This window comes from uncultured Veillonella sp., from assembly GCF_938010505.1.
GTDB lineage: Bacteria > Bacillota > Negativicutes > Veillonellales > Veillonellaceae > Veillonella.
The window spans coordinates 13,595-29,814 of sequence record NZ_CALLVP010000044.1; the positions used below are offsets into that span (position 1 = coordinate 13,595).

Consider the following 16,220-nt stretch of genomic DNA (forward strand, 5'->3'; position numbering starts at 1 on the left):
TATATTGAGCTATATCATACAAATAGTTATAACTCTGATTAACTACCAATATAGTGAAAGCTCTATATTATGCTTTATGCACTAAACTATGTCCTGTCATGGCTGTTGGTTGTTCTATACCAGCCAAGTCTAATAATGTAGGCGCAATATCACATAGTTTACCAGCTTCTAATGTAGCTGTTTTAAGTGTGTCGCTCATTAAAATTAAAGGAACTAAATTCGTAGTATGTGCCGTATGCACCTTACCGGTTTCATGGTTGACCATAAGCTCAGCATTGCCATGGTCTGCTGTAATCAACAGATGACCATTTTTGCTGCGAATAGCCTCTACAATACGCCCCAAACAAGTATCCACAGCTTGAACTGCTTTAACAGCGGCTTCAAAGCTACCCGTATGACCGACCATATCTGGATTAGCAAAGTTCAAAATGATCATATCATACGTTTCATCTTGAATTGCTTGTACAACCTTATCGGTCACTTCATAAGCACTCATTTCTGGTTGTAAGTCATAGGTTGCAACTTGTGGGGATTTTACGAGAATTCGGTCCTCACCCTCAAAAGGTTCCTCTTCACCGCCATTGAAGAAATATGTAACATGAGCATACTTTTCTGTTTCTGCGATGCGCAATTGACGATAACCGCCAGCACTTAGCACTTCGCCTAATGTTTCAGATAATGTATCCTTTTCATACACGATATGTACCGGCAAACCGTCCTCGTATTTAGTCATAGTTGCCATATACAGAGATAGTTGTTTCCGTTTAAAACCATCAAATTCAGGTAGTACTAAAGCTTTTGTAAGTTCTCGACCTCGGTCTGGACGGAAGTTACAGAAGATGACAGCATCACCATTTTTGATGGTTCCTTCACCATCAATGACTGTAGGAAGAACAAACTCATCTGCTGCATCTTTATCATAGGACTGTTGCACGGCTTCACAAGCAGATGCAGCTGTTTCACCTTGACCATTTACAATCGCATTGTATGCCAACTCAACACGATCCCAACGATTATCGCGGTCCATCGCATAGTAGCGACCACTCACAGTAGCAATCTTGCCACAGTTTAACTCAGCCATATACGCTTCTAAGTCTTTTAAATAACCTTGTGCACATTGCGGAGCTACATCACGACCATCGAGCAAAGCATGTACATACACATGCTCGATCCCATTATCATAAGCTCCTTTAATGACTGCCTTAATGTGATCTAAGGAGCAATGCACATTGCCGTCTGAAACTAGGCCTATAAGATGTAAGCTTTGCTTTTTAGCTACTTCGTATAGTTCCTTCATAACAGGACGATTATAAAACTCACCGGACTCGACATCTTTAGTAATACGAGTCAAATCTTGATACACGATGCGACCAGAGCCAAGATTTAAATGGCCTACTTCAGAGTTCCCCATTTGACCTTCTGGAAGGCCTACCGCAAGCCCTGATGCTTCTAATGTCGTATGTGGATACGTATCCCATAATTGATTAAAACAGAGCGGCTTCGCCTGTACTACAGCATTGGTTGTATCTGTTTGATCCCCCAATCCAAAGCCATCTAAGATGACTAGCATTACGGGAGCCTCTAATTTAGCCATTTCTAACCTCATATTAAGCGCTTACTTGATTCGCCGCTTTAATAATATCAATAAATTCGTCAACCACAAGGGATGCACCACCTACAAGAGCACCATCAATATTAGGCTCTCCAAGAATTTCTAATGCATTTTCTGATTTAACGCTACCACCATATTGGATGCGTATTGCCTCAGCAGTTTCACTATCGTATAAAGATCGAATATAACTTCGAATTTCTTTACATACCTCTTCGGCTTGATCAGCCGTTGCTGTCTTGCCAGTACCGATAGCCCAAATTGGTTCGTACGCAATAATCAATTGACTGACTTGCTCTTTAGGAATATCAGCCAAAGCCCCTTTAAGTTGTGAAGTAATCCAGTCAATCGTATGACCAGTTTCACGTTGTTCTAAGCTTTCACCAACACAGACTATAGGATTCAAATTATGATGAAATGCACTTTTAATTTTTGCATTTACCGTCTCATCTGTTTCGCCATAATATTCACGGCGCTCAGAATGACCGATGATTACATAATTAACGCCTACCTCTGTAAGCATAAGTGGTGAAATTTCACCAGTGAACGCACCAGCATCATGATAATCCATAGTTTGTGCGCCTACTTCAATAGCTGTATTTTTCGTCAATGCTACCGCACGTTCGATAGCTGTGAAAGGCGGACATACAACAACATCACAGGATAATTCCATATCTTGTAACACGCTGTTAAACGCTTCAATCAAAATTGATCCAGACGCAATGGTGCCATTCATTTTCCAATTCCCTGCAATAATGGGTTTTCTCATATTATGCCTCAGACAATGCAGCAATACCTGGTAGGATTTTGCCTTCTAAGAATTCTAAAGATGCACCACCACCTGTGGAGATATGGCTAATTTTATCCGCTAAGCCACTTTTCTCAATAGCTGCCACAGAGTCACCACCGCCAACGATAGTCATCGCATCAGATTCAGCTACAGCTTTCGCTACTGCATTCGTACCAGCTGCAAAGTTTTCCATTTCAAATACGCCCATAGGACCATTCCAAATAATAGTCTTCATTGGCGCCAATGCCTCTACATAGAGTTCACGTGTTTTTGGACCAATATCTAATACCATCCAGCCATCTTCAATTTGGTCAACATCAACGATTTTAGTATTAGCATCGTTGCTGAAAGCATCTGCTACTACAGCATCAATAGGTGTTAATAATTTAGCACCTGCTACGCGAGCTTCCATAACAAGGTCTGTAGCGATAGCTTCTTGGCCTTCTTCAAATAAAGAGCTACCAATGTTGCAACCTTGTGCTTTAATGAACGCATTAGCCATGCCACCACCGATGATCATTACATCCACTTTAGGCAAAAGGTTAGAAATAACAGAAATTTTATCTGTTACTTTTGCACCACCAATGATTGCCGCCATAGGTGTTTTAGGATGTACAACAGCTGCACTCAATGCGTCGATTTCTTTTTTGAGTAAGAAGCCTGCAGCCATAGGAATGTAATCAGCAATGCCAACTACAGATGCCGCATTACGGTGAGATACACCAAACGCATCGTTGATTGCTACGTCCGCAAAAGATGCCAATTGTTTAGCAAACTCAGGATCGTTTTTAGTCTCTTCGTTGTGATAACGCAAGTTTTCAAGCATCAATATATCGCCAGGTTGTAATGCTTTCACAGCTTCTTCAACCTTAGGACCAATGCAATTATCAACAAATCCTACAGGTTTGTTGATAAGCTCAGATAAATGTTTAGCACATGGTGCCAAAGACATTTCTGGCTTACGTTCCCCTTTTGGACGACCAAAGTGAGAAGCAAGGATAACCTTTGCGCCTTGCTCTACTAAATAGTTAATGGTAGGTAATGCACTACGAATACGAGTGTCATCAGTGATGACATCGTCTTTCATAGGAACATTAAAATCAACACGAACAAATACTGTTTTATTAGCTACTTGTAAACCTTCAATTGTTTGTTTCATCAAAGCCTCCTGATTATAAGCCTTTGCTTGCTACGAATTCGGCCATGTCGATAAGACGTTCGGAGTAACCCCATTCGTTGTCATACCAAGAAACGATTTTAACCATGTTACCATCCATAACCATTGTTAAATCAGCGTCAACAATGGAGCTACGAGGGTCAGAACCAAAGTCGCAAGATACTAATGGCACATCAGATACGCCAAGGATACCTTTTAATTCACCAGCTGCTGCTTTGCGGAATGCTTCGTTAATTTCTTCTTTAGTAGCTGTTTTTTCAAGTTCGCAAACTAGGTCAGTTGCAGATACATCTGGAGTAGGAACACGCAAAGCGAAACCATCAAGTTTACCTTTCAATTGAGGCAATACCAAAGCTACTGCTTTAGCTGCACCAGTTGTTGTAGGGATGATGGACATAGCAGCTGCACGAGCACGACGAGGGTCTTTATGACGTGCATCAAGAATTTTTTGGTCATTTGTATAGGAATGAATAGTAGTCATCATGCCGCGTTTAATACCGAATTCATCGCATAATACTTTAGCGAATGGAGCCAAACAGTTTGTTGTGCAAGATGCATTGGAGATGATATGGTGTTTTGCAGGATCGTACATATCTTGGTTAACACCCATAACCATAGTTAAGTCTTCGTTCTTACCAGGTGCAGAAATCAATACCTTTTTAACTGTAGGTTGTTCTAAATGAACTTTTGCTTCTTCTGCATCGCGGTATTTACCTGTACATTCAATTACGATTTCTACGCCTTCTTCAGACCAAGGTAATTTGGAAGCATCGCGGTCGTGGAATACGCGGATTTTTTTGCCATCAACGTAGATATTTTCTTCGTCGAATGTTACTTCGTTAGGAATTGTACCGTGTACGGAGTCGTATTTTAACAATAATGCAGTACCTTCATTATCACCAGTTGCATTAATTGCTACAACCTCAACGTCAGGATTATTAATCGCTGCGCGAACTACACATTTACCAATACGACCAAAACCGTTAATACCAACTTTTACTGCCATTGTTAAATCCTCCTAATAACAAAAAATATTCTAACTAAATTTCAATTTAAAATTTATAACTACTAATTCGCCTATAAGGCAGAAATTTGTAACAATTGACGCATCCCCTCCGCTGCTTGCTCATCGATGATGAGTATACCTTTCTGACAAGCTCGCATCACACCTATGATAGCGCTCGCTTTTTCTTGTCCACCAGCTACAGCAATAACATTAGGAACCTTTGCTACATCTGGAAGTGATAAACCAATATTATTAGTAGAGTAAATCAACTTACCATCAATATCACAATATTGGCCAAGTGCTTCACCTACCGCATGATTATCCACCAACTGCTTACGTACATCATCAGCAATATGGCGCTGATCTGCCATGCGCATCGCCGTACCAATACCAAACAACAACACGTGAGTCCTACTAATGAGGTCTCCAATTTCCTTGATTTGCGGTTCACAAGTCATGAGCATATGTAATGAGTCTTGTGAAAGTCCATCAGGTAAATGAAGCATCTTATAGGACCCGCGAAGCCTTTCAGCTAAAACAGAAGCGATTACATTAGCTTGGTATTCCACTACCTCACCGACGCCACCACGGGCCGGCACTACAATAGGATTAAATGGTAAAATAGGCATTTCTTCAGCTACTGCTGCCATGGTGCTACCACCACTAATAGCGACTACTGAATCAGGTTCTAATAAGTCTTGCAACAATTTAGCCCCTGCGAAGCCTAGCTTTTTGACCATCAATGTTCCTTCTGTAGGTGTAATAATTACCCTATCAATATGAAGTGCTTCAGTCAATCGATGTTCTAGCTCGTTAATACGATCTAGCTCATTTAAAAAATTTCGTAATTTTGGAACAATAGCTTGTCCCTCATCAGTGAGAAAAATCCCCGGTTTATAAATGTCTACAAGACCATTAGTACGCATTAACTCAATATGACTTCGTACGGTTCGCTCTGGAAGGTCCGTTGCGGTAGCTAATGTCCTACGGCCTATAGGCTCTTCATAAACAAGGTGGTTTAGTATTTTGTATCGTTCCTTCAATACGCTAACAATTTCAGGAACAATACGTTCACATATCATTAGAAATTCGTTCATCGGGTCCCTCCTTTACCCGTTGGGATTATATGAATCGTTTTTCGTCCCATGTGAACAAAATCCGTCCCACCTAAAATAAAAAAATACCTTTACACTTGTATTGTATACCCTATGTAAATTTTATTCAACCCTAAATAGCAGAAAACGACATACTTTTCAGGTAACATTTTATTGTTTTAACCCTAATAGTATGTCGTTTATGTATATATTATTTTGTACCAAAGATACGGTCACCAGCATCGCCTAAACCAGGCAAGATGTAACCATGATCATTAAGTTTTTCATCTAATGCGGCTACGTAAATAGGTACATCAGGATGTTCCTTATTTACTACTTCAACACCTTCTGGAGCTGCTACAAGGCACATCAATTTGATGTGTTGTGCACCTTTTTCTTTTAATAAAGTAATCGCTGCTGCTGCACTACCACCAGTTGCCAGCATTGGATCAGTTACGATGAAATCGCGCTCACTTACATCAGATGGCAATTTACAGTAGTATTCTACTGGTTTCAATGTTTCAGGATCACGATATAAACCGATATGACCAACTTTTGCGGTTGGAATCAAACTAAGCATACCATTCACCATGCCAAGACCTGCACGAAGAATTGGAATAATACCCAATTTTTTACCTGCAATGCGTTTACCAGTCATTTTAATTAATGGTGTTTCTACCTCCACATCCTCAAGTGGTAAGCTGCGTGTAATTTCATACCCCATCAACATAGTAATTTCATCAAGTAGTTGTCTGAAGTCTTTAGAGCCTGTTTGCACATCACGCATCAATGTAACTTTGTGTTGAATCAATGGATGTGTCATAACATTAACATTCATGACTGACCTCCTATAAAACAATATACCTATCTCATTGTAGCTTTTTAACTATCATAATTACTCTATCACAGATTAGAAAATCATGCCATAAAAATATTAAAAGGGATGTGCCAAGGCACATCCCTTCTATATTACTTATAGGCTTATATGACTATAAATATGTTATTAATGTAATTAATCCAATAGATTAGTACAATGGATACGCTTCACAAAGTGCAGCTACGCGTTTGCTAGCTTCTTCATGAACGGCTTTATCTTCAGGATTTTTAAGAACTACTGCGATAATATCGGCAATTTCTTCCATATCTTTCACTTGTAGACCACGAGTTGTAAGAGCTGGTGTACCAAGACGGATACCACTTGTAACAAATGGGCTAGCTGGATCAAATGGAATTGTGTTTTTATTACATGTAATACCTACTTCATCGAGTAAGTGCTCTGCCTCTTTACCTGTTAAACCTGTGCTACGAACATCTACAAGCATAACGTGAGTATCTGTACCACCAGAAACGATTGTTAAGCCTTTATCTTGCAATGCTGCAGCCAATGCTTTTGCATTATCGATGATTTGTTGAGCATATACTTTGAAATCTGGTTGTAATGCTTCGCCTAAGGCTACAGCTTTAGCTGCAATAACATGCATCAAAGGACCACCTTGGATACCAGGGAAGATTGCTTTGTCGATTGCTTTAGCATATTTTTCTTTGCAAAGAATCAAACCACCACGAGGACCGCGCAATGTTTTATGAGTTGTAGTAGTTACGATATCAGCATATTCTACAGGATTTGGATGTAAGCCTGCTGCTACAAGTCCAGCAAAATGAGCCATATCTACCATGAAAATAGCATCTACTTCATGAGCTACTTCAGCCATTTTCTTGAAGTCGATTTGACGGCTGTAAGCACTACCACCAGCGATAATCAATTTAGGTTTTGCTTCCAATACGATTTTACGGAACTCCTCGTAGTCAATTTGTTGTGTCTCAGCATCTACACCGTAAGGTACTACATTAAAATATGTACCAGATACATTAACTGGAGAACCATGAGTCAAATGACCACCGTGGGACAAGTTCATACCCACAATAGTGTCCCCAGGTTGTAATAATGCGAAATATACACCAAAGTTTGCTTGAGAACCAGAGTGAGGTTGTACGTTAGCATGTTCAGCGCCGAACAAGCGTTTCGCACGTTCGATAGCCAATGTTTCGATAACATCAACGTTTTCGCAACCGCCATAATAGCGTTTACCAGGATACCCTTCTGCATATTTGTTAGTCAAAACGGTCCCTTGCGCTTCCATAACCGCTTGAGAAACAAAGTTTTCAGAAGCAATCATTTCTAATTTATCGCGTTGACGTGCTAGTTCTTGATTGATAACAGCTTGAATATTAGGGTCTTGTTTTTCTAAGAAACTCATGAGTATCCTCCTCGTATAAAACGAATATATATAGGTAATGATGTATTACTTTTCCAATGCTTTTATTTTCTCTACACGGCGTGCGTGACGACCACCTTCGAATTCTGTTTCCATAAAGATGGTTACAATATCGTTAGCAAGGCCTGGTCCAATAACACGTTCACCCATAGTAAGGATGTTCGCGTCATTATGTTCACGACATGCATGGGCAGAGAATGTATCATGGCAAAGAGCAGCGCGAATGCCCTCTATCTTATTTGCTGCAATACCGATACCGATGCCAGTACCACAAATCAAAATACCGCGATCTGCTTGACCAGATACTACTGCATTTGCTACAGGTACGGCAATATCAGGATAATCGCAAGAATCAGCTGAATAACAGCCAAAATCCTCTACTTCATGTCCCAATGCACTCAATACTTCTTTAACGGATGCTTTTAAATGTAATCCGCCATGATCACAACCAATTGCAACTTTCATAATTTCATCTCCTATGCTTTCTGAGGGGCTGATTTAAGGCCTACCTCTACTAAGTGATAAATTTGTTCCGCACATTGATTATATACGGTTTGATCAGATCCATAGGGGTCAGTAACATCACCATCTTCACCACCCCACTCGGAAATCGTTTTGATTTTGCCTTCCTCAAACGGGAATTGGCGGAGTAGTACAGATTTGTGATCTTTCGTCATACCGATGATTAAATCTGCTGCATTTACGAGCTCCATCGTTAGAGGTCTCGATTCATGGTTGGAAATATCAGCAATGGAATGGACAGCTAAAACTGCTTGTTCAGTTGGTTTTGCTCCATAAGCGGCAAATAAACCAGCCGACACAGTCGTTACATCCTTATGTTGCTCCGCTACAAGGGCCCGTGTAATACCCTCTGCCATAGGACTACGGCAAGTATTACCGGTACATACAAATAAAATATTCATAATAACATCCTTACTCAATCACATTTTGTGATTACTTTATACATTATAGCAAATCTATCCAATATGTAAAGACATATTTCTATTATCAGTGGACATTTATAATATTAGAAAAATTACTTATAAATGATATGATGACCAGATGCTTTTTCCATTCGATTCATAATGGCAACACCGAAACCATCATCATTAACACCTTCTGATAAGATTAGGGTAACATGATTCTCGTTAAAATGTAATAGGCTTTTGTAAAAGTCATGCCCCAATGCTAACGCATCTCCATGATGACCAAAACAATGGCACATAAATCGTTTATCCTCTTTAATTAGTTCATACGTCTCATGACTCACTAAACAGCCTATAGGCCCTGCAACCCCTGTTGAAAGCTCTTTAAAGGTATATGCCACAGCTTCAGGTCTGCCTACAACGACAGTCATAGGTGCATCGGGAGCATAATGGGTATACTTCATACCTGGCGCTTTTGGTTTAGTCGCTTCATTCACTAAAGCTGTATCATATTCTACGGTAGAAACAACGGCTTCTAGTTGTGCCTTTGTAATCCCACCTGGTCGCAAAATGATGATTTTATCATCATGTACCTCTACTACAGTAGACTCTACGCCAATGATACAAGGACCAGCATCTAAGATATAGGAAATGCGACCATTCATATCATTATATACATCTTGTGCAGTAGTTGGGCTTGGGCGCCCAGAAATATTAGCACTTGGCGCCGCTATAGGTATGCCTGCACGCTCTAATAATGCTCGACATACAGCATGATCGGGACAGCGAAGTGCCACACGTTCTAAACCACCTGTTGCACGGTCTGGAACTAAATCAGACTTAGGCAAGGTTATTGTCAGCGGACCTGGCCAGAATGCATCCATCAGGGCTTGCGCCGTAGCAGAAACACCTCTTACCAAAGGTTTAATACTTTCACTATTAGGAACATGCAAAATCAGTGGATTATCAGAGGGCCGTCCTTTGGCAGCATAGATTTTATCCATTGCCTCCGGATCTAGACCATTAGCACCTAAACCGTATACAGTTTCTGTTGGTATAGATACCAATTCACCGTTGCGCAAAGCACGGGCTAAGGTATCTATATCTTGTTCTGATGGATTTGTAATAATTTTAGTATCCATATTATCCCTCATAGACAGCTGTTACTACGCGGTTATGACCACCAAGGTCAGCTATAAATTGAATTGTCGAATATTGACCTGTTTCTTGTAATAAAGCGCCTACCTCCTCTGCTTGATCAAAACCCACTTCAAAGGCTACGCGACCATTAGTGTTTAAATAACTACCACACTCTTTAGCTAAGATTCGATAAAACTTAAGTCCATCTTCCCCACCAAATAATGCAATATGAGGCTCATTTAATACATCTAAAGACAACATCTTTGCATCGCCAGTTCGAATGTATGGAGGATTAGAAACGATAAGGTCAAATTTCTCATTCTTTCCACGTAAAGCGGAGAACATATCAGATTCATTAAACTGAACTCGTTCAGTTAGATTAAAAGATTCCCTATTCTCACGAGCCAACGGTAAAGCATCGGTAGAGATATCTAAACCTACACCCACCGCATTTGGTAAATAATGCAACAAGCTCAGCAATATCGTCCCAGGACCAGTACATACATCAAGGATACGCATATTGCTATCTTCAGGATACGTACCTAGTATATGTTCAATCAATGTTTCCGTATCAGGTCGTGGAATCAGTACCTTATCATTTACCTTAAAAGTAAGGCCCATAAAATCTTTTTTACCCGTAATAGATGCCACAGAGTATCCCTTAACTCGTTGTTGCACAAGCGGTCTAAAGGCATCTAACTCCTCTTGAATTAGAGGTTGGTCATAGTGAGTATATAGATATATACGATCTTTACCTAAAACATGAGAAAGCAGTACTTCCCCATCAAGTCGAGGTGTATCCATCTCCTTGCTTTGAAAGTACTGCTCTGTCCACTGGAGAATACGACCGATTGTCCAAATCTCCTTATGCATTTGTATTAGCCTCCTGCATTTTTGCTGCTTGGTCAGCAGCATTTAAGGCTTGAATTACCTCATCTAAATCACCATTTAATACAGCGTCTAATTTATAAAGTGTTAAGTTAATACGATGATCTGTTACGCGACCTTGTGGGTAGTTGTATGTACGAATACGTTCACTACGGTCACCAGTACCAACTTGGCTCTTACGATCCGCAGCCATGCTAGCTTGCGCCTCTTGTTCAGCTTGGTCTTGCAATTTAGCACGCAATACGCGCATCGCTTTATCTTTATTTTTAAGCTGAGAACGTTCATCTTGGCAAGCTACTACGATACCAGATGGCAAGTGCGTAATACGAACAGCGGATTCTGTTCTGTTAACGTGCTGACCACCGGCACCACTAGCACAGTAGGTATCAATTTTAAGGTCTTTATCGTTAATTTCGATGTCTACATCTTCCATTTCCGGTAATACCGCTACTGTTACAGTAGAGGTATGTACGCGACCTTGTGTTTCTGTAGTAGGTACACGTTGTACGCGATGTACACCAGACTCAAATTTCATCTTAGAGTATACACTTTCACCATCAACAGAGAATACAACCTCTTTAAAACCACCCAGCTCAGGGACGTTAGAGTCGATTACTTCACAGCGCCAGCCTTGGCTTTCTGCATATTTTGTGTACATGCGGAACAAGTCCCCCGCAAACAAAGCCGCTTCATCGCCCCCTGCACCACCGCGAATTTCGATGATAATATTTTTATCATCATTAGGGTCTTTAGGCAATAATAGAATTTGTAATTGAGCTTCTAATTCCTCTTTTTGAGGTTTCAACTCCTTCAATTCCTCTTGTGCCATTTCACGAAACTCTTCATCCATGGATTTATCTTCGATAACTTCCATTGCTTCATCAATGCCAGCTAATACTTTTTTGTAAGTACGGAATGTTTCAACTGTTTCAGATAATTGGGAATGTTGACGTGTCAATTTACGCCATTCATCTTGGCGAGCAATGACTTCAGGGTCACTGATACGCTGCTCAAGATCCATAAATTTATCTTCAATAACTTGTAATTTATCAACTAACATGTTTATTCCTCTTCATATGCGTCACTCTCAGGAGGACGAACCTCTTCTAGAGCTCGTATAGCTACTTCAATTTGATCATCTTCTGGCTCACGAGTCGTCATGTATTGTAATACAAGACCTGGTTTAATAATAGCTTTCACAAAGGAATGCTCACTACGCCCAGCAAGACGAATGACCTCGTACGCAATACCAGCTACCACTGGCATGAGAAGTACGCGGCTCACAATACGTTCCAACAAATTAGGCCATCCTAAGAAGGCAAATACAAATATACTAACCACCATAACGATAAGTAGGAAGTTTGTACCACATCGCGCATGTAAGCGACTTTGTTGACGAACGTTTTCTACAGTTAGAGGCAAATCTAGTTCATAAGTATGAATCGTTTTATGCTCTGCCCCATGATATTGAAAAACTCGTTGAATATCCTTCGTGAGACCAATCCCCCAAATATAAAGTAGGAAAAGAACTAAACGAATGACACCTTCAATGAGATTTAATACTACATGATTATCCTGTACACCAGGAATAAATTTTACGATAAATGTTGGCAATGCCAAAAATACAGCTATCGCAAAAATTGTTGAAATAACCATGGTAATGGCAATTTCACTATTAGACATTTCTTCCTCTTCATCACCAGCGGCCTTAGCGGAGAAGGATAAAGCCTTCATGCCAATCACTAGAGATTCATAGAGAGCTACACAGCCACGAAGAAATGGTTTTTTCAAGATTGGGTATGTGTCAACAATGGATTTAGTAGCCTCTTTTTGGACTACAATAGTTCCCGCAGGCTCACGCACAGCTGTTGCCGTATAGCCAGGGCCTCTCATCATGACACCTTCGATCACAGCTTGTCCACCGACAAACTTTTTAATACGTTCTGCGTTCACAAGAGCTCCTCTCATAAACAAATATAGGCAGAGCCCATAGCCCTGCCAATAGATGCTGCATTACATGACAAATTATTTGCCGTAACGTTTGTTAAATTGTTCAATACGACCACGAGCTTGAGCTGCGCGTTGTTGACCTGTGAAGAACGGATGACATTTGGAGCAAACGTCTACGCGAAGGTCACCTTTTACAGAGCCAGTTTTGAATGTGTTGCCACAACCGCAAGTTACTGTAGCTTCTTTATAGTCTGGATGAATACCTTGTTTCATTCTATACACCTCTTTCCAGCAATCAATATTATTCTTATAGATTATAGCATGACATATGCCCAAATGCAAGTTGTCAATGCTATTCCTTAGAGGCTTGTTTTTCTTCAATAGACTCCGCTAGGATAGTCTCCAGGTCGCTTTCATTGAGGATATCTCGCAATGCAATAAGCTCCTCTAAAGAAAGGGTAATACCCTTTTTCATGCTTGTATATTCACTATCCCAAGCACGAAGATCAAACTTAGGATTGTATTTGCCCCAACTAGTACAAGTTAATTGTTTTTTCCAACCATCTTTATCTTCAGATAAAGTACCGATAACTTTGAAGATTTCAAAATTGATAACTGCCATGGTGCCTCCTTTCTTACACATTCGTGTAGTATGTTTCATACCTACTATATTTAGTAGTTCATATTTTTTAGGATACGATATATTTTAAACTAAAAGCTTAAGTTTTACAATTAGTTTTTATAGTCACTGTAATCTTCAATATCAATAGATGTTGTTGGTGGCATTACTTGTGCACCTAATGTATCTACTGTTTTCTTCCAGCTCTCTGTTGCTGCTGTTACAACGTCAATATACGCTGCATCTGCGGCCTGAACAGATTCAATTAATTGAGCTTCGTCTTTTACATCTAATACGCGACGACGTACACTGCTAAGCAAATAACCGAAGGACTCATTTGTTTGAACAAGCATAGAAATTTCTTGAATCAATGTTTGGCCAATTGTACTGCAGAAGTACGCATACCACATATAAGCAAGCTCTGCATCTGGGAACATCCAGTAAACATCATCTGTAGGTGCTTCTGTTGTAATATCTACGTCTACATGATCTGTATGACGTTTGAAAGTAAGGAAGTATGCTCCACTTTCAACTAGAGCATTACGACCTAATTCAGATACACGACTATCGATGCAGTAAATGCCATCTTGACCTAATGCCACATCTGTTTGACCACCTGGCAATAAGATAGAGCGCAAGGATAAACCATAATTCAACACTGTAAATACTGGTAATTGAGCAAATACACCATGAGGTAATGGAATATAATTAATCGCTTTCCACTCTTCTCCTACGCGTTCACGAAGGCCAACGCGCATCTTTTTAACCTCATATTTACCGTATACGATTTCATAGGCCCCTAATGGAGTCCACTCACGGATGGCTTCCACACGTTTTTGGTTCAAAAAGAATTGCAAGGCCATATTGTTTAAGCCCAATTGATTTTGTGCCATCGTAGCAGGTAAGAACAATTGCGCAGTCCCTTCTGGTACCAAGTTATGTAAACCATTAGCCACTTCTTCTACAATATCTTCAGAGGATTGGAACATGCCCACAGTACCTGTAAAGATATGGTCAAAGTAACTGCGATGTGGCCAATGATTAATGATTTGAGCCATTGGATATAAACGAGATAAGATGCTATAGCATACTGGAGATGCTGTATAGAGAACAACCTTTTTATCTTCATAAGCTTGAAGAATTTCTTCTACCATACCAGCATATTCTTCTACATAGGCGTAAAGAACAAGCTCTCCTGTTTTACTATGCGCTTCAATACTTTCACGAACAGGAGTTTCCCAAATGGTACCTACATCTAAACCATCTAAGATGCCAGTGTCGCTAATGAAGTCAAATAATTCAACTTTAAAGGACGGGCCATATAGATTTTGGAATGTATTTAAATCGTATGGTACTGGACCAAAGGACTCCACTGTAGATTTCTCAGCTAAAGCATATAGATCCTCTGGTGTTACCCCCCACTCACGGGAGCTAGCATTGCTAGAAATCAATTGATCTAGTACCTTAAAACGCATTAATTCATTTACAATATCGATACCTTCAATACCATTAGCGGCACAAAGGGTAATAAATTCTTCGTTATTTGCTTTCATATTAAACCTTTCCTGCAGAAGGACATACATGATTTAAGAAACACTCTTCACACAAAGGCTTGCGAGCCTTACATAATCTACGACCATGATAAATTAACCAGTGATGTGCAGCGGCCCAATCCTCTTTTGGAATGGCTTTTTGCAATTTTAATTCCATCTCTTCTGGTGTTTTCGCAATACCTAATTTTAATCGGTTTGATACGCGGAATACATGAGTATCTACCGCAATTGCAGGTGTACCAAACAAAACAGACACCACTACATTTGCTGTTTTACGACCCACGCCAGGTAGTTCAACGAGTTGATCAAACTCACGAGGTACCTCTCCATGATATCGGTCAACTAAAATCTGACAGGTAGCAATTAAGTTTTTAGCCTTAGACTTATAAAGACCACAATCTTTAATAAGAGTCTCTAACTTAGTAACTCCAATTTCAAGCATCTTTGCAGGATGATTTAATGCTGGGAATAATCGTTTAGTAACAATATTAACCCGCTCATCCGTACATTGTGCAGATAAGACAACGGCTACTAATAATTCAAATTCATTTGTATAATCAAGGGCAGGTTTTGCATCAAAATAATGCTCTTGTAATAATTTTAACTGCTCTGCCTTTATCGCTTTTGTTACACGCATACAGCTCTCCTTTCTCACTTGTGAAAGTACAGACACGTACAACTTATATCTTACCATACGTATTCATTAAGTTCTATGTTATAATGAATCATGTTATTCTAATATAGAATACAGGAGGACCACATGAGTAATATTAACGATACATTAAAACGAATAAATGAACTAGCTGCAAAGAAAAAATCTGGTCTAGAATTAACGCCAGAGGAATTAGCAGAAAAAAAAGAACTATATGAAATCTACTTAAGCTTCATTCGAGGGCAAATCACAAGCACCCTGGATCGTGTTGAATTTGTAGACCCAGAAACTGGAGAACGAACCATGCCTAAACGAGCTCTTGAAAACTTGGCTAAACAAGCAGACCAAGATATTAAAGAACATAAAGATATTCACTAATATAACAAATGAACAAAATTTATTACATTAATAATACCCTTTTATATTTATTCAACCAAATTTATATTTAAATCATAACCACCCGTAAAACGGGTGGTTTGCTCTGACCCTATAAGGGTCTTTCTCTAGTGGTGGCCCTCTAAAGAGGGCATTGAATGATCT

General features: G+C 39.8%; 18 protein-coding genes. 1 reads left to right on the forward strand and 17 read right to left on the reverse strand.

Features of this window, described 5'->3' with window-relative positions; genetic code table 11:
* Positions 1–67 precede the first annotated feature (67 nt).
* From gpmI to nth, 17 genes are all read right to left on the reverse strand, one after another.
* On the reverse strand, positions 68–1,594 hold the full coding sequence (gpmI, locus tag Q0507_RS02365; RefSeq protein WP_298711815.1) for a 2,3-bisphosphoglycerate-independent phosphoglycerate mutase: 1,527 nt from the start codon (positions 1,592–1,594) through the stop codon (positions 68–70).
* A 13-nt stretch (positions 1,595–1,607) separates the two neighbouring features.
* Positions 1,608–2,378 carry a triose-phosphate isomerase gene (gene tpiA / locus Q0507_RS02370; protein ID WP_298711818.1) on the reverse strand — a complete coding sequence of 257 codons (771 nt, stop codon included), beginning with the start codon at positions 2,376–2,378 and terminating at the stop codon, positions 1,608–1,610.
* A gap of 1 nt (position 2,379) precedes the next feature.
* Positions 2,380–3,558, reverse strand: a complete 1,179-nt coding sequence (gene pgk, locus Q0507_RS02375) for a phosphoglycerate kinase (RefSeq protein WP_298711821.1) — start codon at positions 3,556–3,558, stop codon at positions 2,380–2,382.
* A 13-nt stretch (positions 3,559–3,571) separates the two neighbouring features.
* Positions 3,572–4,582, reverse strand: coding sequence for a type I glyceraldehyde-3-phosphate dehydrogenase (gap, locus tag Q0507_RS02380; protein ID WP_298711824.1), 1,011 nt, complete (start codon positions 4,580–4,582; stop codon positions 3,572–3,574).
* A gap of 71 nt (positions 4,583–4,653) precedes the next feature.
* A complete protein-coding gene (locus tag Q0507_RS02385) occupies positions 4,654–5,679 on the reverse strand; it encodes a sugar-binding transcriptional regulator (RefSeq protein ID WP_298711827.1) in 1,026 nt (341 codons plus the stop codon).
* 208 nt (positions 5,680–5,887) lie between these two features.
* Positions 5,888–6,514 (reverse strand): uracil phosphoribosyltransferase, encoded by a 627-nt coding sequence (upp, locus tag Q0507_RS02390; protein WP_298711830.1) that lies wholly within the window; start codon positions 6,512–6,514, stop codon positions 5,888–5,890.
* A gap of 187 nt (positions 6,515–6,701) precedes the next feature.
* Complete coding sequence (gene glyA, locus Q0507_RS02395) at positions 6,702–7,934, reverse strand: serine hydroxymethyltransferase (RefSeq protein WP_298711833.1); 1,233 nt, start codon at positions 7,932–7,934, stop codon at positions 6,702–6,704.
* Positions 7,935–7,979: 45 nt separating this feature from the next.
* Positions 7,980–8,417, reverse strand: a complete 438-nt coding sequence (rpiB, locus tag Q0507_RS02400; RefSeq protein WP_298711835.1) for a ribose 5-phosphate isomerase B — start codon at positions 8,415–8,417, stop codon at positions 7,980–7,982.
* Between the two features lie 11 nt (positions 8,418–8,428).
* Entirely contained in the window at positions 8,429–8,875 is a 447-nt protein-coding gene (locus Q0507_RS02405) for a low molecular weight protein arginine phosphatase (RefSeq protein ID WP_298711838.1), read from the reverse strand.
* A 113-nt stretch (positions 8,876–8,988) separates the two neighbouring features.
* Positions 8,989–10,020 carry an L-threonylcarbamoyladenylate synthase gene (locus Q0507_RS02410; protein WP_298711843.1) on the reverse strand — a complete coding sequence of 344 codons (1,032 nt, stop codon included), beginning with the start codon at positions 10,018–10,020 and terminating at the stop codon, positions 8,989–8,991.
* A gap of 1 nt (position 10,021) precedes the next feature.
* Positions 10,022–10,891: a peptide chain release factor N(5)-glutamine methyltransferase gene (gene prmC / locus Q0507_RS02415; RefSeq protein WP_298711845.1), complete on the reverse strand. Its 870-nt coding sequence runs from the start codon at positions 10,889–10,891 to the stop codon at positions 10,022–10,024.
* The gene (gene prfA, locus Q0507_RS02420) at positions 10,884–11,966 is read right to left on the reverse strand and encodes a peptide chain release factor 1 (RefSeq protein WP_298711848.1); all 1,083 of its coding nucleotides are present in this window, start codon (positions 11,964–11,966) and stop codon (positions 10,884–10,886) included. Before prfA ends, prmC begins: the two co-directional genes overlap by 8 nt.
* A 2-nt stretch (positions 11,967–11,968) precedes the next feature.
* Entirely contained in the window at positions 11,969–12,874 is a 906-nt protein-coding gene (locus tag Q0507_RS02425) for a DUF1385 domain-containing protein (protein ID WP_298711864.1), read from the reverse strand.
* A gap of 57 nt (positions 12,875–12,931) precedes the next feature.
* Entirely contained in the window at positions 12,932–13,129 is a 198-nt protein-coding gene (gene rpmE / locus Q0507_RS02430) for a 50S ribosomal protein L31 (RefSeq protein ID WP_298707602.1), read from the reverse strand.
* Between the two features lie 79 nt (positions 13,130–13,208).
* Positions 13,209–13,478 (reverse strand): YdbC family protein, encoded by a 270-nt coding sequence (locus tag Q0507_RS02435; protein WP_005386267.1) that lies wholly within the window; start codon positions 13,476–13,478, stop codon positions 13,209–13,211.
* 110 nt (positions 13,479–13,588) lie between these two features.
* On the reverse strand, positions 13,589–15,028 hold the full coding sequence (locus Q0507_RS02440; RefSeq protein ID WP_298711851.1) for a hypothetical protein: 1,440 nt from the start codon (positions 15,026–15,028) through the stop codon (positions 13,589–13,591).
* Between the two features lies 1 nt (position 15,029).
* Entirely contained in the window at positions 15,030–15,665 is a 636-nt protein-coding gene (gene nth / locus Q0507_RS02445; protein WP_298711854.1) for an endonuclease III, read from the reverse strand.
* 123 nt (positions 15,666–15,788) lie between these two features.
* Between nth and Q0507_RS02450 the strand changes: the two genes are divergently transcribed.
* Entirely contained in the window at positions 15,789–16,058 is a 270-nt protein-coding gene (locus tag Q0507_RS02450) for a DUF896 domain-containing protein (RefSeq protein WP_298711857.1), read from the forward strand.
* Positions 16,059–16,220: the final 162 nt, after the last annotated feature.